Origin of the sequence: Escherichia sp. WS547 (assembly GCF_046486065.1) — a bacterium.
In the GTDB taxonomy this organism is placed as follows: domain Bacteria; phylum Pseudomonadota; class Gammaproteobacteria; order Enterobacterales; family Enterobacteriaceae; genus Escherichia; species Escherichia coli.
Genome location: NZ_JBJQMA010000007.1, coordinates 20,563 through 38,059, shown reverse-complemented (window position 1 = coordinate 38,059; position 17,497 = coordinate 20,563). Strand labels below are relative to the sequence as shown.

Here is a 17,497-nt window from a genome sequence, read left to right as displayed (position 1 = left end):
AAAAAAGTGTGTAGGATATTGTTACTCGCTTTTAACAGGGCAACGGAACACCCGCCCAGAGCATAACCAAACCAGGCAGTAAGTGAGAGAACAATGTCAAACAAACCCTTTCATTATCAGGCTCCTTTTCCACTCAAAAAAGATGATACTGAGTATTACCTGCTAACCAGCGAACACGTTAGCGTATCTGAATTTGAAGGGCAGGAGATTTTGAAAGTCGCACCCGAAGCGTTAACTTTGTTGGCGCGTCAGGCGTTTCATGATGCGTCATTTATGCTGCGTCCGGCTCACCAACAACAGGTGGCCGACATTCTGCGTGACCCGGAAGCCAGCGAAAATGATAAATATGTGGCGCTGCAATTCCTGCGTAACTCCGACATCGCGGCGAAAGGCGTTCTGCCAACCTGTCAGGATACCGGCACCGCGATTATTGTTGGTAAAAAAGGGCAGCGTGTATGGACCGGTGGCGGTGATGAAGCGGCGCTGGCACGCGGTGTCTATAACACTTATATCGAAGATAATCTGCGCTACTCGCAAAACGCGCCGCTGGATATGTATAAAGAGGTGAATACCGGCACCAATCTACCAGCGCAGATCGATCTTTATGCCGTTGATGGCGACGAGTACAAATTCCTCTGTATCGCCAAAGGTGGCGGTTCGGCAAACAAGACGTATCTCTATCAGGAAACCAAAGCGTTACTAACGCCGGGGAAACTGAAAAATTACCTGGTTGAGAAGATGCGCACGCTGGGTACGGCGGCCTGTCCTCCGTATCATATTGCGTTCGTTATTGGTGGAACTTCTGCAGAAACGAACCTTAAAACGGTGAAACTGGCTTCCGCTAAATACTATGATGAACTGCCAACGGAAGGGAATGAGCACGGACAGGCGTTCCGCGATGTGGAACTGGAAAAAGAATTGCTGATCGAAGCGCAAAATCTTGGTCTGGGTGCGCAGTTTGGCGGTAAATACTTCGCTCACGACATCCGCGTGATTCGCCTGCCACGTCACGGCGCATCCTGCCCGGTCGGTATGGGCGTCTCCTGTTCTGCTGACCGTAATATCAAAGCGAAGATCAACCGTCAGGGGATCTGGATCGAAAAACTGGAACATAATCCAGGAAAATATATCCCGGAAGAGCTGCGCAAAGCGGGAGAAGGCGAAGCGGTGCGCGTTGACCTTAACCGTCCGATGAAAGAGATCCTCGCACAGTTGTCGCAGTATCCCGTTTCTACACGCTTATCGCTGAATGGCACGATTATCGTCGGTCGTGATATTGCTCACGCCAAACTGAAAGAGCGGATGGATAACGGTGAAGGGCTGCCGCAGTACATCAAAGATCATCCGATTTACTATGCGGGTCCGGCCAAAACGCCGGAAGGCTATGCCTCCGGTTCTCTTGGCCCAACGACCGCCGGACGGATGGATTCTTATGTCGATCAACTGCAAGCGCAGGGAGGAAGTATGATCATGCTGGCGAAAGGCAACCGCAGCCAGCAGGTGACGGATGCCTGTAAAAAACACGGCGGTTTCTACCTCGGTAGTATCGGTGGTCCGGCAGCAGTATTGGCGCAGGGAAGTATTAAGAGCCTGGAATGTGTTGAATATCCGGAACTGGGAATGGAAGCCATCTGGAAAATTGAAGTGGAAGATTTCCCGGCGTTTATCCTTGTGGATGATAAAGGAAATGACTTCTTCCAGCAGATACAACTCACACAGTGCACCCGCTGTGTGAAATAAACAGAGCCGCCCTTCGGGGCGGTTTTTTTACATGGCACGAAAGACCAAATATTTGTTATCAAATAGTAAATAATGAGTGAGCTAAAAGTTGCTTAACGAAAGCAAAACAGAAAGAAAAAATTAATCAGGTGAGGAGCAGGCCATGAATACAGTACGCAGCGAAAAAGATTCGATGGGGGCGATTGATGTCCCGGCAGATAAGCTGTGGGGCGCACAAACTCAACGCTCGCTGGAGCATTTCCGCATTTCGACGGAGAAAATGCCCACCTCACTGATTCATGCGCTGGCGCTAACCAAGCGCGCAGCGGCAAAAGTTAATGAAGATTTAGGCTTGTTGTCTGAAGAGAAAGCGAGCGCCATTCGTCAGGCGGCGGATGAAGTACTGGCAGGACAGCATGACGACGAATTCCCGCTGGCTATCTGGCAGACCGGCTCCGGCACGCAAAGTAATATGAACATGAACGAAGTGCTGGCTAACCGGGCCAGTGAATTACTCGGCGGCGTGCGTGGGATGGAGCGTAAAGTTCACCCTAACGACGACGTGAACAAAAGCCAAAGTTCTAACGATGTCTTTCCAACGGCTATGCACGTTGCGGCGCTGCTGGCGCTGCGCAAGCAACTCATTCCGCAGCTTAAAACCCTGACACAGACACTGAATGAGAAATCGCGCGCATTTGCCGATATCGTCAAAATCGGTCGAACCCACTTGCAGGATGCCACGCCGCTAACACTGGGGCAGGAGATTTCCGGCTGGGTAGCGATGCTCGAGCATAATCTCAAACATATCGAATACAGCCTGCCGCATGTAGCGGAACTGGCTCTTGGCGGTACAGCGGTGGGTACTGGACTAAATACCCATCCGGAGTATGCGCGTCGAGTAGCAGATGAACTGGCAGTCATTACCTGCGCTCCGTTTGTTACCGCGCCGAACAAATTTGAAGCGCTGGCGACCTGTGATGCCCTGGTTCAGGCGCACGGCGCGTTGAAAGGGTTGGCTGCGTCACTGATGAAAATTGCCAATGATGTCCGCTGGCTGGCCTCTGGCCCGCGCTGTGGAATTGGTGAAATCGCAATCCCGGAAAATGAGCCGGGCAGCTCAATCATGCCGGGGAAAGTGAACCCAACCCAGTGTGAGGCATTAACCATGCTTTGCTGTCAGGTGATGGGGAACGACGTGGCGATCAACATGGGTGGCGCTTCCGGTAACTTTGAACTGAACGTCTTCCGTCCGATGGTGATTCATAATTTCCTGCAATCGGTGCGCTTGCTGGCAGATGGCATGGAAAGTTTCAACAAACACTGTGCAGTGGGCATTGAACCGAATCGTGAGCGAATCAATCAATTACTCAATGAATCGCTGATGCTGGTGACTGCGCTTAACACCCACATAGGTTATGACAAAGCCGCCGAGATCGCCAAAAAAGCGCATAAAGAAGGGCTGACCTTAAAAGCTGCAGCCCTTGCGCTGGGGTATCTTAGCGAAGCCGAGTTTGACAGCTGGGTACGGCCAGAACAGATGGTCGGCAGTATGAAAGCCGGGCGTTAATCTGCAACATACAGGTGCAGCCGTGGAATGATCAAACGAAGCGGCTGCGCCTGTGGTTTATAACGGTGTTGCACATTGTCGGCATCGTAATTTAACAACTCCCCAACGTCCGGCACGCCCGCGCCATTATCCCGATTAATCAGCGCAATAAGCGGTGTAGGGCAAGCGTGTTGTACTTGTTTTTGATCTCCCTTGTACCAGACGCGGGCAATCGGCTGCACCTTCACCGGACGTTTGATTTTTAACTTCGCGTCCTGTGGCAGGGTAGCAATATCCTGATACTCTCTCTCCAGTTTTCTTTGCCACTCCTCGCGCGTCCACGGTGCGACACTGCGCGGTGATTTCAGACTTTTTTCCAGCTGTGCCAGGACTTCATCACGATGCAAATTCTTAATGATATGTTTATTGGCCCACCCAAAACGTAAAGTGGCGGGGTCGTGCAGAACAGTGAGCGTTCGGTAAGCATTAAGGGTGATCAGCCCCGGCAAATGACGATGCACCCATTCAAAACGCGCCGCTGTGGGGAGTTCTGACTCAACCGTGACGATATGCTCGAACGTAGTCTTGAGTTGATTGATGTGCTGAATATGACTGACCAACGCTGCTTGCGAAAGGTTATCGACCTGGTAACACAACACGCCAGGTAGACGAACAGCGGCCTTGCTGCTGCGATTTTCGGACTGTTGTTGAATAAATAAATGGCGGAAATGACGTAACGCCAGCGACTGCGCGTCGTTGCCGAGATGTTGCTTTACCTCAATACGATTAAGCGGATTATGCTCATCCTCTTTTTTTACCTCCGGCAAAGAGAACACGCGGGCAACCAGCAATTTGTGCTGTTCTAGCTCAGCGGCAAATGCACCCAGTTCTTGTTCCATCTGGCGAAAGGTAGTGTTGAGTCGGTCTACGAGATCGTAACGCGCCATAATATTAACCACTTTAGTTACAACATACTTTATTTTATAGCACAGTGGTGGTGACTTGACCACCGTGCGCGTAGTGTCAGGCAGAGGTAAATTGCGGGATGTTATGCCATAACGGCCAGCTAAACGAGAAGCGGGCACCACCCAGTTCGCTGGTGTCACAATTAACCGTACCGCCCATTGCCAGTGCTATAGAGTGGACAATCGCCAACCCCAGCCCGCAGCCGCCGGTTGAGCGATCCCGGCTGGGATCGAGGCGAACAAAAGGTTCAAAGATATGTTCGCGGTTTTCTGGGGCAATCCCTGGGCCATCATCCTCAACAATTAATGTCGCTCTATTCCCCGACAGTAGCAGGCTGGTTTCAACCGTTGAGTGACAGTAGTGCAGGGCGTTATTGAGCAAATTATCCAGCACGCGCTCCATTAAGCGCATATCCAACGCCGCATAATGGCCTTGCGCTAGCGTTTTAATCCGTACCGTTTTATCGGGCGTTACTGCCTGAATGTCTGCCAGATGCGTTGACAGCCACAACGGCAGGTCTGGTTCGCTAAGATGAAGCTCATTTTGTGGGCGATCGAGTCGGGCATAAGTCAGCAGCTCTTCAATTAAAGCTTCAAGTTGACTGATATCGCGATTCAACGCCTGGGATTCGGCGGCGCTCAGGTTATCGCTCATCTCCAGTCGATAACGCAGGCGCACTAACGGTGTTCGCAGTTCGTGAGCGATACCGTCGATAAGCTGTTTTTTGCTGGCAATCAAGGCGTTGATATTGTCCGCCATCTGGTTAAATGCGACGCCAAGTCGTTCAAAGCTCGAACCTTCATCAAAGTGGATACGCTCACTGAGATGCCCATCGCCAAATCGTTGCGCCGCTGCTTCCAGTTTTAACATATCCTGCCAGTGCGGACGCATCCAGATAAACACCGGAAAGGCGAGGGAAATGGCAATAAAAGCGATCAGGGCGATATCCAGTAATCGCATCTGATGGAGGTAATAAAGATAAGGAACAGGACCAACTGCCAGCACGTAGTGGCTGCGCGGGATACGTTGCAAAAAAGTGTACTGATCGTCCAGGGCGACAATTTCGCCACCACGCAGCCGGTGCATGGAAATATCATCAAGATGATATTTACTCAGCGGCTCGACACGCAGATCGAAAGAGAGATTTAAATCCATCTCCTTCAGCGTCTTACCCCAATCGTGTGGGGGGATCTCACGCAATTCGCTGCGCATCAGATACAGCGAACTGTTCATCAAATCATCCAGCGACTGTTTGCCTGCGCGTTCGGCGGTAAATTTGTACACCAGCCCGACCAGCAGAGACATCACAAGGAAGCAGACAAACAATAACAGGTAAAACTGGATAAACAGTTTTTTCATCGCTTATTCCCACGCATGAGGCGCAAAAAGATAGCCTTTGTTACGCACGGTTTTAATACGATAAGGTTCTGCGGCGTTATCGAGCAGTTTTTTTCTTAACCGCGAAATAGCCACGTCCACGCTACGATCCAGACCGTCATAACTGACGCCGCGTAAATTTTTCAGCAATGCATCGCGGTCCATGATTTGCCCGGCATGGGTAGCTAATTCCCACAATAATTCGAAATCAGCTGTCGAGAGCGAGATTTCAGTGTTAGCCAGGGTGACTACGCGGTTGATGGGATCGATGGTCAACGTGCCGAAATGCAGGGCTTTGTAGGGAGTCAGAGACGTTTCCTGAATACCTTTGGTCACTGTAGCTTGCTCATTCTGACGCAAATGCAAACGTAAACGCGCTAGCAAAACAGCAGGGGGCGTCGTTTTGAGAATATAGTCGCAGGCGCCCATTTCCAGTGCCAGGATGTGGTTCATATCGCTATCGAGAGAGGTTAGAAGAACAATCGGTCCGGACCACTTTGCGCGTAAATCACGACAAATGGTCATGCCGTCCTTGCCTGGTAGCATGATGTCGAGTAACACCAAATCCGGATTTTCTCGCAGAATAGTTTCTTCGGCCCGGTCGCCGCGCGGCTCTACGGTAACCTGCATATCATGTTTTGCCAGGTACGCAGCAATCAGTGCACCGACTTCCGCATCATCTTCCACAAATACGATAGTGTTCATAACATTCACGGTAGATATAAAAACGTCACAATACACCGCACTGTTTTTACTTACTATCAATCGTTTCTAAACAAGGTTTCATCAGGTATTCTACTGATGACTTGTTATGGAAGTGTTAAGGTAAAAAGATGGGGCTGGTAATCAAAGCCGCGCTCGGTGCGCTGGTAGTGCTGTTGATTGGTGTTTTAGCAAAAACGAAAAATTATTATATCGCCGGGCTGATACCACTTTTCCCGACCTTTGCGCTTATCGCGCATTATATTGTTGCCAGCGAACGCGGCATTGAAGCCTTACGCGCAACCATCATTTTTAGTATGTGGTCGATTATTCCCTATTTTGTTTACCTGGCGTCGCTGTGGTATTTCACCGGAATGATGCGCTTGCCCGCCGCTTTTGTTGGTTCTGTTGCGTGTTGGGGGATAAGCGCATGGGTGTTGATTATATGCTGGATAAAGCTGCATTAACGCAGATGACGACCGCCATCAAGAGGGAAACTGCGTCCGGTGACAAAGCAGCTGGTAAGTAAGTAATCGACCAGGTCGATCACTTCTTTCTCGCCAGGCGCGGTTTTCATCAGTGATTTATTCAGCGCCTGTTGTCGATATTCGGCATCATCATGTTCATTAAACAGGATCAGCGATGGCGCAATAGAATTCACTTTCACTTCCGGTGCCAGCTTGCGGGCAAACGAGCGAGTCATATTATCCAGTGCCGCTTTGCTTGCAGCATAGGCAATATGTTTGTCGCTACCGCGCTCCACCACATAATCGGTAAAGTGAATGATATCGCTGGCGGCGTGTCCGTGCCCACGCAGTAATCTTTCCAGTGCATGGTTGAGCAGGTATGGGGTATTAACGTGGATCTGCATCATGCAAGCCAGTACGTCGGTCAGTGGCGCTCCCGGTTTTTCCGCCATCCACGCGCTGGCGTTATGCAAAATAGCACGCAGACCATGGGTGCTTTTTAGTACTTCATCGGCAAACGCCATCACACCGTCGTTGGTCGAAAAATCAGCCTGAATACACTGCGCACCTGCTTTAATCAGTCCATCAATGGCGGGATAGTGCGTCCGATAGCTGACAATCACCGGTTGCTTTTGATTAATGAAATGCCATGCGAGGGCGAGGCCGATGCGGCGACCTCCGCCAGTAATTAATATTGGCAAGGGCTGGGTTTTACCCATCGTGATCTCCTTTGCTATCCAACGATGGGATGAACGTTATCCCACCAGCATCCAGGTCGCCGGAACTGAGGCAATTAACAGCATGCCAATCAGCACCATTTCCTGACGATTCAGTACATTATCATGGGTATGCGTTTTACGCGCGTACAGGAAAACCAGCAGCCCCGGCGCATACAGAACAACGGATAACAGCAAGTGCATTGGACCAGAGGCGTACAGTAACCATAAGCCATAAATGCAGGCACCGACACCTACCGCCTTATGCAGTGGACGGGTTGCGATTTTCAGCAAGAACGCGCCGACCAGGAAATAGGGCACCAGAATCATTTCTGAGGCGATGGTCAGCAACGTGTTGTAATCGGAACCGGTCAGCCAGATGAGTACCAGACAAATTTGCACGCAGATGTTGGTCAACCACAGTGAGGCGGATGGCGCAGCTTGTGCGTTCTGGCGCGCAAAAATGCGCGGGAATGCTTTATGGGTGGCTGCAAGGAACGGAACTTCTGCTGCCATGATGGTCCAGCTTAAGTACGCGCCGCAAACGGAAACGATCAAACCGGCTGCGATGATGATTTCGCCCCATGGTCCCATCATTTCCACCATCAGACCGGCCATTGACGGGTTACGAATTTCAGCCAGTTCAGGACGTGCCACCACACCCAGCGAAAGCAGCGTTACCAGCAAGTAAACGCCCAGAGCGGAGAGAACCGCCAGCAGTGTCGCTTTGCCAACATCACGTTTATTACGCGCACGCGCAGAAACAACCACGGCACCTTCCACACCAATGAAAACCCACAGGGTGATCAGCATGGTGTTTTTCACCTGTTCCCAAACGGGTACGCCAAGTGCAAGTCCGGTGAAGTCGAGCTTGAAGGTATCCAGTTTGAACATCATCATCGCCAGCACAACAAACAGACCCAGCGGCAACAATTTTGCCAGTGTCGCCACCAGGTTAATGCTGGCAGCGGTTTGCACCCCGCGCAGGATCAAAAAGTGAACAATCCACAATAAAGCCGATGCACCGACTATCGATTGCCAGGTATTACCATCGCCAAACAGGCGCAATTCCGGCGTGTCCGTAAAAAAGCTTAACGCGGAAAAAACGATCACCAGATAGGAGACGTTGGCGATGACCGCGCACAGCCAGTATCCCCATGCGGAACAAAAGCCGATTAGCTCGCCAAACCCTTCGCGGGCATAGGTAAAGATACCGCCGTCAAGTTCGGGACGAATGCGCGTGAGGATCAGCATGGCAAAGGCCAGTAATAAAATACCAGCACCAGTAATACCCCAGCCGATGAGCAGTGCTGCCGGGCTGGCAACTGCCGCCATATTTTGCGGCAGACTGAAAACACCCGCGCCCAGCATTGAGCTTAATACCAGCGCGGTGAGTGCGCTCAGTCCCAGTTTCTTTTCCATCGATATCCAGTGATTAAAACGTGATAAGAAGAATAAATATTAGGGCAAAACGCATAAAAATGGAGTTTGCCACTGAAGCGCCGGATTTTACGAAGAGATGTGTCTGCATGCAATGGTCGCGGGGAAATTTGTGACTAAAAATGCGAAAGGCGGCATCAAGCCGCCTTATAGGAGTAACTGAATAGTTATTTATACAGATCTGCGCTGACGGTCAGGTTATTACCACGTTCCTGCCACTGGCGGGTGATGTGGTAATACTTAGCACCTTTCTTCGCGGCACGTTTCGCAACCTGATAGGAGACTTCGGTCATGTTGCCGTAGTTGCCAGAGAATTTGATGCTGTCGAACGGGACCATCATCGCTGCGGTCGCTTTGTTCAGTTCTTCGACTTTAGTGCCATCCGGGAGCGTGACGGTGTAACGCCCGCCTTTTGATGACTGGGTTTCAAAGAAGCGACCGACTTCAGAACTTGGTGATGCGGTAGTCGCAACACCCGGGATCTCAACTTTCTTCGCAGCTTCGCCACCGGCAGCCAGAGCTGCACGTCCTGCTTCGGAATCTGCCGGGATCACATCCGGGCTCTGGACGATACGTTTCTTAGCATCTTTTTTATAGATGAATGCAGTAATACGCTGGTTGCCGCCCTGGTTGGCATCGATTTGACGAACAATGTAGAAAGAGTAGGCACCTTTCGCTTTTGCTGCTTTGGTGATGGCATCATTGACTTCTGGCTGGCTACGATAAAAGCCCTGGACGGTGACCGTGTCAAACGGTTCAATCAGAACAGCCTGATCTTTCGGCAGTTCGACAACACCGTTAATTACGCGATTACTTGTTTCTTCTGCTTTTTCAGCATCGGCTTTATAGAGGTCAGCGACCACACGCCAGTTACCGCTGTTACCAAAATCAGAAGTGTCGACAACATAAAAAGAGGCGGCACCTTCTTTATCTGCGCGACGAGAAACGGCTTTCACCGCTTCGCCAATAGCATTAAAACGACCGGTAACCACTACACGGTCAAAAGGTTTAACCGCTGCCGCTTGCTCCGGTGTCAGTTCTGTTGCTGCGTTAACGGAGAATGCCGTAGCAGAAAGCAGTGCCGACGCCAGGAGGGTGTTCTTAAGCTTCATAAAAATAATCCTTCGCCTTGCGCAAACCAGGTACTGGTATTGTTATTAACGAGAAACGTGGCTGATTATTGCATTTAAACGGTGTAACTGTCTGCGTCATTTTTCATATCACATTCCTTAAGCCAATTTTAATCCTGCTCAAATGACCGTCTATGCTTAAAAAACAGCCGTATCAGCATCAATACTACTGAAGCAACTGAATTGTATAAGTTAATTTAATGTTAAGTAGTGATTCGTACCGGGGCGATGTCTCGTTTTACCTGACCGTCGAAGACAATTATCAGTCTTTATCCGGCGTTCTAAGGTGTTTATCCCACTATCACGGCTGAATCGTTAATATTTTGCGAGTTCACGCCGAAATACTGATTTTTGGCGCTAGATCACAGGCATAATTTTCAGTACGTTATAGGGCGTTTGTTACTAATTTATTTTAACGGAGTAACATTTAGCTCGTACATGAGCGGCTTGTGTGGCTCCTGACACAGGCAAACCATCATCAATAAAACCGATGGAAGGGAATATCATGCGAATTGGCATACCAAGAGAACGGTTAACCAATGAAACCCGTGTTGCAGCAACGCCAAAAACAGTGGAACAGCTGCTGAAACTGGGTTTTACCGTCGCGGTAGAGAGCGGCGCGGGTCAACTGGCAAGTTTTGACGATAAAGCGTTTGTGCAAGCGGGCGCTGAAATTGTAGAAGGGAATAGCGTCTGGCAGTCAGAGATCATTCTGAAGGTCAATGCGCCGTTAGATGATGAAATTGCGTTACTGAATCCTGGGACAACGCTGGTGAGTTTTATCTGGCCTGCGCAGAATCCGGAATTAATGCAAAAACTTGCGGAACGTAACGTGACCGTGATGGCGATGGACTCTGTGCCGCGTATCTCACGCGCACAATCGCTGGACGCACTAAGCTCGATGGCGAACATCGCCGGTTATCGCGCCATTGTTGAAGCGGCACATGAATTTGGGCGCTTCTTTACCGGGCAAATTACTGCGGCCGGGAAAGTGCCACCGGCAAAAGTGATGGTGATTGGTGCGGGTGTTGCAGGTCTGGCCGCCATTGGCGCAGCAAACAGTCTCGGCGCGATTGTGCGTGCATTCGACACCCGCCCGGAAGTGAAAGAACAAGTTCAAAGTATGGGCGCGGAATTCCTCGAGCTGGATTTTAAAGAGGAAGCGGGCAGCGGCGATGGCTATGCCAAAGTGATGTCGGACGCGTTCATCAAAGCGGAAATGGAACTCTTTGCCGCCCAGGCAAAAGAGGTCGATATCATTGTCACCACCGCGCTTATTCCAGGCAAACCAGCGCCGAAGCTAATTACCCGTGAAATGGTTGACTCCATGAAGGCGGGCAGTGTGATTGTCGACCTGGCAGCCCAAAACGGCGGCAACTGTGAATACACCGTGCCGGGTGAAATCTTCACTACGGAAAATGGTGTCAAAGTGATTGGTTATACCGATCTTCCGAGCCGTCTGCCGACGCAATCCTCACAGCTTTACGGCACTAACCTCGTTAATCTGCTGAAACTGTTGTGCAAAGAGAAAGACGGCAACATCACTGTTGATTTTGATGATGTGGTGATTCGCGGCGTGACCGTGATCCGTGCGGGCGAAATTACCTGGCCGGCACCGCCGATTCAGGTATCAGCTCAGCCGCAGGCGGCACAAAAAGCGGCACCGGAAGTGAAAACTGAGGAAAAATGTGCCTGCTCACCGTGGCGTAAATACGCGTTGATGGCGCTGGCAATCATCCTTTTCGGCTGGTTGGCAAGCGTTGCGCCGAAAGAGTTTCTTGGGCACTTCACCGTTTTTGCGCTGGCCTGTGTTGTCGGTTATTACGTGGTGTGGAATGTATCGCACGCGCTGCATACACCGTTGATGTCGGTCACCAACGCGATTTCAGGGATTATTGTTGTCGGAGCACTGTTGCAGATTGGCCAGGGCGGCTGGGTTAGCTTCCTTAGTTTTATCGCGGTGCTTATAGCCAGCATTAATATTTTCGGTGGCTTCACCGTGACTCAGCGCATGCTGAAAATGTTCCGCAAAAATTAAGGGGTAACATATGTCTGGAGGATTAGTTACAGCTGCATACATTGTTGCCGCGATCCTGTTTATCTTCAGTCTGGCCGGTCTTTCGAAACATGAAACGTCTCGCCAGGGTAACAACTTCGGTATCGCCGGGATGGCGATTGCGTTAATCGCAACCATTTTTGGACCGGATACGGGTAATGTTGGCTGGATCTTGCTGGCGATGGTCATTGGTGGGGCAATTGGTATCCGGCTGGCGAAGAAAGTTGAAATGACCGAAATGCCAGAACTGGTGGCGATCCTGCATAGCTTCGTGGGTCTGGCGGCAGTGCTGGTTGGCTTTAACAGCTATCTGCATCATGACGCGGGAATGGCACCGATTCTGGTCAATATTCACCTGACGGAAGTGTTCCTCGGTATCTTCATCGGGGCGGTAACGTTCACGGGGTCGGTGGTGGCGTTCGGCAAACTGTGTGGCAAGATTTCGTCTAAACCGTTGATGCTGCCAAACCGTCACAAAATGAACCTGGCGGCTCTGGTCGTTTCCTTCCTGCTGCTGATTGTATTTGTTCGCACGGACAGCGTCGGCCTGCAAGTGCTGGCATTGCTGATAATGACCGCCATTGCGCTGGTATTCGGCTGGCATTTAGTCGCCTCCATCGGTGGTGCAGATATGCCAGTGGTGGTGTCGATGCTGAACTCGTACTCCGGCTGGGCGGCTGCGGCTGCGGGCTTTATGCTCAGCAACGACCTGCTGATTGTGACCGGTGCGCTGGTCGGTTCTTCGGGCGCTATCCTTTCTTACATTATGTGTAAGGCGATGAACCGTTCCTTTATCAGCGTTATTGCGGGTGGTTTCGGCACTGACGGCTCTTCTACTGGCGATGATCAGGAAGTGGGCGAGCACCGCGAAATCACCGCAGAAGAGACAGCGGAACTGCTGAAAAACTCCCATTCAGTGATCATTACTCCGGGGTACGGCATGGCAGTCGCGCAGGCGCAATATCCTGTCGCTGAAATTACCGAGAAACTGCGCGCTCGTGGTATCAACGTGCGTTTCGGTATCCACCCGGTTGCGGGGCGTTTGCCTGGACATATGAACGTATTGCTGGCTGAAGCAAAAGTACCGTATGACATCGTGCTGGAAATGGACGAGATCAACGATGACTTTGCTGATACCGATACCGTACTGGTGATTGGTGCTAACGATACGGTTAACCCGGCGGCGCAGGATGATCCGAAGAGTCCTATTGCTGGTATGCCTGTGCTGGAAGTGTGGAAAGCGCAGAACGTGATTGTCTTTAAACGTTCGATGAACACTGGCTATGCTGGTGTGCAAAACCCGCTGTTCTTCAAGGAAAACACCCACATGCTGTTTGGTGACGCCAAAGCCAGCGTGGATGCAATCCTGAAAGCTCTGTAACCCTGACGGCCTCTGCGGAGGCCGTCACTCTTTATTGAGATCGCTTAACAGAACGGCGATGCTTTGACCTCCCGCTGTTTGTTCAAGCGCAATTTTGACAATAATTGTCAACGGCACGGAAAGCAGCATACCCACCGGTCCTAACAACCATCCCCAAAAAATCAACGACAGAAATACCACCAATGTGGAAAGCCCCAGCCCACGCCCCATGATGCGCGGCTCCAGAATATTGCCGAAGACCAGATTAATCAGCAGATATCCCGCCAGCACCAGCAACGCGTCGTAGAAGCCATTAAATACCAGTACCTGAGCGATAGGGGGAATTGCCGCGAGAACTGAACCAATATTAGGGATGTAATTAAGCGCAAAGGCCAGCAATCCCCAGACAAAAGCGAAGCGAACATCGAGTGCGGCGAGCATCGCCCAGGCGACCAGGCCGGTGATGATGCTGATGGCTGTTTTCAGCACCAGATAATGAGACACACTGTCAATCGCACGCTGAATCGCCGCCATCCCTTCAACCGGACGCGCCATCATTTGCTGAAATTTTCCGGGCAATTGTGGCACTTCGAGCAGCATAAACAGCACCGTCAGCAGCAATAAAAATATTGATGACATGGCATTAGATAACTGCGTCAATAAGTTGGTGAGCAACGTCATCGCCGCGTTCGGATCAATGTAATGCGCCAGTTGGTCAACTGAGACATCAATCCCTACGCGTTGCAACAACGGTTCAATCGCTTGCAGCGGCGTCATAATAGAGTTGCGATATTGCGGTAACGTCCGCGTCAACTCGTTGAGCGCGGAACCCAGATAAGCTAACAGCAACACCATCGCCATCACGATGATGGTCATCAAAATCGACACCGCCAGTACACGCGGCACTCGCCAGCGGACCATGTGTTGCACCAGCGGGTTAAGAATAACAGCAATAAATAATGCGAGAATAAACGGCACGATGATCTCGGCGGCAAAACGGATACCGCAGAGAATAATGACCAGCATTCCCAACATAATGACGATTTTTAGGCCATTGAGCGTGATGATCGGCTTTGCCATGCTTGTCCCCGTTTTTTCTTCCTTTGCTAATAATAATGTCTTTTTCGCTCCGTCATCATAACGAAAATCAAACCGCTCAGGTAAAGAAGTGAAAATATTTTGAGTTAATTCTTAAGCTATGATACAAATCAGGCGTGTTCAACTACCGAGGACAATTATCATCCGCGATGACGAGAAGCAACACTGCGGATAATTGTAATATTATGGACAATTTGTTCAGGACGTTATTTTCTACATTTACCCATCTTCGTACCTCATCCACTATCTTGCTCGTAGGTGAGCAGCACTGGCGCAACGCGCTTTAGTCCTTTCTTCTGCTTAAGCTTACGCTATGCGCGGGGCTTGACCACTTTACTTTGGTTTCGCTGAATTAAGCGAAAATTAAAATAATTCTCTTGCAGGAGAAGGACAATGTATATTTATTGGATTTTATTAGGTCTGGCTATTGCTACAGAAATTACCGGTACGCTGTCTATGAAATGGGCGAGCGTCAGTGAGGGAAATGGCGGCTTTATTTTAATGCTGGTGATGATTTCTCTGTCGTATATATTTCTCTCTTTCGCCGTTAAAAAGATCGCCTTAGGCGTGGCTTATGCGCTGTGGGAAGGTATCGGTATTTTATTTATTACCTTGTTTAGTGTTTTGTTATTCGACGAAAGTTTATCGCTGATGAAAATTGCCGGGTTAACCACCCTGGTGGCCGGGATTGTATTGATCAAATCAGGTACCCGTAAAGCGCGTAAACCTGAACTGGAGGTGAACCATGGCGCAGTTTGAATGGGTTCACGCCGCTTGGCTGGCATTGGCAATCGTGCTGGAAATCGTTGCTAACGTCTTTTTGAAATTTTCTGACGGCTTTCGTCGCAAAATATTTGGCTTGCTCTCCCTGGCGGCGGTGCTGGCTGCCTTTAGTGCGCTTTCTCAGGCCGTTAAAGGGATCGACTTGTCTGTCGCTTATGCATTGTGGGGCGGGTTTGGTATTGCCGCCACGTTAGCCGCAGGTTGGATCTTGTTTGGTCAACGGTTAAATCGTAAAGGCTGGATTGGCCTGGTCTTGCTGTTGGCTGGAATGATCATGGTGAAACTTGCCTGATGAACACGCTGCCCGCGCTGTCGGGCAGCGTTTGAACATTATTTTTGCGACAGTTGATCCAGCCTGTCGCGAAAACCGGTAACAGAAATGGCCCGGTTATCGGCGCGCCAGCGATCTTTCGCGGCAGGAGCCGAACTTTGCACCCCAATTAATTGCCAGCCGTCATCGGTATGCAACATCAGAGGCGAACCGCTGTCACCCGGCAAGGTATCGCACTGATGCGACATCACCGACGTTTGCGCCCAGCCAGTCACTTCACAGTTTTGATGACTGTACAACGTATCGAGATGATCTTCAGGGTATCCCGCCTGAGTCACTTTACGACCTGCCGCTTTTAATGCGGCGGTAAGCGCGGCTTTATCTCCCTCAAATAACGGCAATGGTGTAATGCCAGAAGGCGGATTACGTAGCACAATCAAACCGAAGTCCCACGGCGCAGCTGCGGGAGGAACAATCCAACCATCCCCATCTGCTTTTAACCGCTTTCCCAGTGTCGGATCAACGCGGCCTTCTATGTCGTGGATCTCATAGCGCCAAAGACCTTTATTTGACACGAAACGCAGCGCTACCGCTTTATCGGCTTTACCCTTTGGCGGCGTCAATAAACAGTGTCCTGCCGTTAATGCCAGATTGGGTGCAATCAGCGTCGCCGTACATAAATTGCCGCTGGCCGTTTCCAGTTGGCCAACCGCATCCCACGGTGATTGGGTCGTGTCATTCACTGGCACACGATCATCATGACCAAAAAACAGGGTGCTGACCTCATCGTTTGCCGATTTGGCAACGTCTGGTTTATCTGCAAACACAAAAGCAGACGTCAAACTAATTGCACCCAACACTACAGCAATGGTTGTACGCATATCACACTCTGGTGGGTAATTATGATTATTAAAAGCAAACCCTCATAAATACTATAGACGGGACGGGATGAAAGTGGGAGTAAAATCAGATAACTACGATCAGGAAAGATAAAAACGGGCGGCAATCAGTGCGCATAAAATAAGGATGATAAGAATGAACTCAAAGCGATAACGGCCCACCATACTACCCTCCGCTAAAGGCGGTGCTAAACGTTATCCGCTTAGCACCGTAATTTTCAGGCGCGAGGGGGCGCGCCAGCATTACTATTGATAACTTACGCTGCGGGTTGTGCAGCAGGTTTTGCCGGTTGCTGATGGCTGTGTTTCTTGGCGTGTTTCTTCGCTGCCTGCGCTTTTTGTTCAGGAGCTTTCTGTTCAGCTTTGGCATTTTTATGATGCTTTTTAGCCGCCTGCGCTTTCTGGGCAGGTGCTGCTTTATGCTGTTTTTTATGATGTGTGGTTTTCGCAGGCGCTGCTTTGGTGGTCGTCGCAGTCGGAGCAGGTGTGGTCGCAGTCTCTGCAGCAAAGGCGGCAGAAGACAGACCCATAGCAGCGGCAACAACCAGAGCTAATACTTTTTTCATTGTCATACCCTCAATTTGTTTTTTCATTTAACCCCACTGCGGGGCCGTTGAAATAACTATATCCCTGGGAATGGCAGACTTCCGTGAGTGGTTGGTTTCAGCGTGTAACGATATGTACAAACGCTGAATAAATTACAGCGTTGATAATAACGTATTGTGACTTAAGGGAAATTTAGCTACCAATAATAGTAGTCTTGATCGGGTTAACTATTTTACTACTTACAAAGCGGTAGAATAACTGCGCATCAGTAATAAATGACACACAGCAAAATGAATCCGTTTATTTGGGTACTTATAATCCTGATGACACTAGATGCGCTGCGGGAATTGGCTGGCGCTTCGTCTATTTTAGGATGGCTATTAACGTTGGTTTGAGCAGGCAATAAGTCCGGATGGGTATT

18 protein-coding genes are annotated in these 17,497 nt (G+C 50.2%); 8 read left to right on the top strand and 10 right to left on the bottom strand.

Annotation, left to right across the window (positions count from 1 at the left end; genetic code table 11):
• Nucleotides 1-93 precede the first annotated feature (93 nt).
• Together fumB and fumC are read left to right on the top strand one after the other, a co-directional pair.
• Nucleotides 94-1,740, top strand: a complete 1,647-nt coding sequence (gene fumB, locus ACJHWK_RS08235; RefSeq protein WP_000066639.1) for a class I fumarate hydratase — start codon at nucleotides 94-96, stop codon at nucleotides 1,738-1,740.
• A 142-nt stretch (nucleotides 1,741-1,882) separates the two neighbouring features.
• A complete protein-coding gene (gene fumC, locus ACJHWK_RS08230; protein WP_001520586.1) occupies nucleotides 1,883-3,286 on the top strand; it encodes a class II fumarate hydratase in 1,404 nt (467 codons plus the stop codon).
• Here fumC and tus read toward each other — a convergent pair.
• The 3 genes from tus to rstA form a co-directional block, all read right to left on the bottom strand.
• The gene (tus, locus tag ACJHWK_RS08225; RefSeq protein WP_001520585.1) at nucleotides 3,283-4,212 is read right to left on the bottom strand and encodes a DNA replication terminus site-binding protein; all 930 of its coding nucleotides are present in this window, start codon (nucleotides 4,210-4,212) and stop codon (nucleotides 3,283-3,285) included. The genes fumC and tus overlap by 4 nt on opposite strands.
• Before the next feature lie 76 nt (nucleotides 4,213-4,288).
• On the bottom strand, nucleotides 4,289-5,590 hold the full coding sequence (rstB, locus tag ACJHWK_RS08220; protein ID WP_001520578.1) for a two-component system sensor histidine kinase RstB: 1,302 nt from the start codon (nucleotides 5,588-5,590) through the stop codon (nucleotides 4,289-4,291).
• Nucleotides 5,591-5,593: 3 nt separating this feature from the next.
• Nucleotides 5,594-6,313 (bottom strand): two-component system response regulator RstA, encoded by a 720-nt coding sequence (gene rstA, locus ACJHWK_RS08215; RefSeq protein ID WP_001298660.1) that lies wholly within the window; start codon nucleotides 6,311-6,313, stop codon nucleotides 5,594-5,596.
• Between the two features lie 128 nt (nucleotides 6,314-6,441).
• Between rstA and ACJHWK_RS08210 the strand changes: the two genes are divergently transcribed.
• Complete coding sequence (locus ACJHWK_RS08210) at nucleotides 6,442-6,777, top strand: GlpM family protein (RefSeq protein ID WP_000524861.1); 336 nt, start codon at nucleotides 6,442-6,444, stop codon at nucleotides 6,775-6,777.
• Here the strand turns inward: ACJHWK_RS08210 and folM are convergent.
• The 3 genes from folM to ydgH all read right to left on the bottom strand — a co-directional run bounded on the left by folM (nucleotide 6,774) and on the right by ydgH (nucleotide 10,045).
• Nucleotides 6,774-7,496: a dihydromonapterin reductase gene (gene folM / locus ACJHWK_RS08205; RefSeq protein WP_001552898.1), complete on the bottom strand. Its 723-nt coding sequence runs from the start codon at nucleotides 7,494-7,496 to the stop codon at nucleotides 6,774-6,776. The genes ACJHWK_RS08210 and folM overlap by 4 nt on opposite strands.
• A 36-nt stretch (nucleotides 7,497-7,532) precedes the next feature.
• A complete protein-coding gene (locus ACJHWK_RS08200) occupies nucleotides 7,533-8,915 on the bottom strand; it encodes an amino acid permease (RefSeq protein ID WP_000412379.1) in 1,383 nt (460 codons plus the stop codon).
• A 185-nt stretch (nucleotides 8,916-9,100) separates the two neighbouring features.
• A complete protein-coding gene (ydgH, locus tag ACJHWK_RS08195) occupies nucleotides 9,101-10,045 on the bottom strand; it encodes a DUF1471 family protein YdgH (RefSeq protein WP_000769322.1) in 945 nt (314 codons plus the stop codon).
• Nucleotides 10,046-10,568: 523 nt separating this feature from the next.
• Here ydgH and pntA point away from each other — a divergent pair.
• Entirely contained in the window at nucleotides 10,569-12,101 is a 1,533-nt protein-coding gene (gene pntA / locus ACJHWK_RS08190) for a Re/Si-specific NAD(P)(+) transhydrogenase subunit alpha (protein ID WP_001520575.1), read from the top strand.
• A 10-nt stretch (nucleotides 12,102-12,111) separates the two neighbouring features.
• Complete coding sequence (gene pntB, locus ACJHWK_RS08185; RefSeq protein WP_000014036.1) at nucleotides 12,112-13,500, top strand: Re/Si-specific NAD(P)(+) transhydrogenase subunit beta; 1,389 nt, start codon at nucleotides 12,112-12,114, stop codon at nucleotides 13,498-13,500.
• 24 nt (nucleotides 13,501-13,524) lie between these two features.
• Here the strand turns inward: pntB and tqsA are convergent, their stop codons facing one another.
• Entirely contained in the window at nucleotides 13,525-14,559 is a 1,035-nt protein-coding gene (tqsA, locus tag ACJHWK_RS08180) for an AI-2 transporter TqsA (RefSeq protein ID WP_001520574.1), read from the bottom strand.
• A gap of 411 nt (nucleotides 14,560-14,970) precedes the next feature.
• Between tqsA and mdtJ the strand changes: the two genes are divergently transcribed.
• Together mdtJ and mdtI are read left to right on the top strand one after the other, a co-directional pair.
• The gene (mdtJ, locus tag ACJHWK_RS08175; protein ID WP_000276149.1) at nucleotides 14,971-15,336 is read left to right on the top strand and encodes a multidrug/spermidine efflux SMR transporter subunit MdtJ; all 366 of its coding nucleotides are present in this window, start codon (nucleotides 14,971-14,973) and stop codon (nucleotides 15,334-15,336) included.
• Complete coding sequence (mdtI, locus tag ACJHWK_RS08170; RefSeq protein ID WP_000046661.1) at nucleotides 15,323-15,652, top strand: multidrug/spermidine efflux SMR transporter subunit MdtI; 330 nt, start codon at nucleotides 15,323-15,325, stop codon at nucleotides 15,650-15,652. The genes mdtJ and mdtI overlap by 14 nt, the downstream gene beginning before the upstream one ends.
• A gap of 38 nt (nucleotides 15,653-15,690) precedes the next feature.
• On the opposite strand, the gene ACJHWK_RS08165 is transcribed toward mdtI, so the two are convergent.
• The 3 genes from ACJHWK_RS08165 to asr form a co-directional block, all read right to left on the bottom strand.
• A complete protein-coding gene (locus ACJHWK_RS08165) occupies nucleotides 15,691-16,512 on the bottom strand; it encodes a trypsin-like serine peptidase (RefSeq protein ID WP_001260850.1) in 822 nt (273 codons plus the stop codon).
• A 99-nt stretch (nucleotides 16,513-16,611) separates the two neighbouring features.
• Complete coding sequence (locus tag ACJHWK_RS08160) at nucleotides 16,612-16,695, bottom strand: hypothetical protein (RefSeq protein ID WP_000233090.1); 84 nt, start codon at nucleotides 16,693-16,695, stop codon at nucleotides 16,612-16,614.
• 92 nt (nucleotides 16,696-16,787) lie between these two features.
• On the bottom strand, nucleotides 16,788-17,096 hold the full coding sequence (gene asr / locus ACJHWK_RS08155; RefSeq protein WP_001362115.1) for an acid resistance repetitive basic protein Asr: 309 nt from the start codon (nucleotides 17,094-17,096) through the stop codon (nucleotides 16,788-16,790).
• A gap of 255 nt (nucleotides 17,097-17,351) precedes the next feature.
• Here asr and ACJHWK_RS08150 point away from each other — a divergent pair, with 255 nt between their 5' ends.
• Entirely contained in the window at nucleotides 17,352-17,471 is a 120-nt protein-coding gene (locus ACJHWK_RS08150; protein ID WP_001299090.1) for a KPN_01571 family protein, read from the top strand.
• The last annotated feature ends 26 nt before the right edge of the window (nucleotides 17,472-17,497 follow it).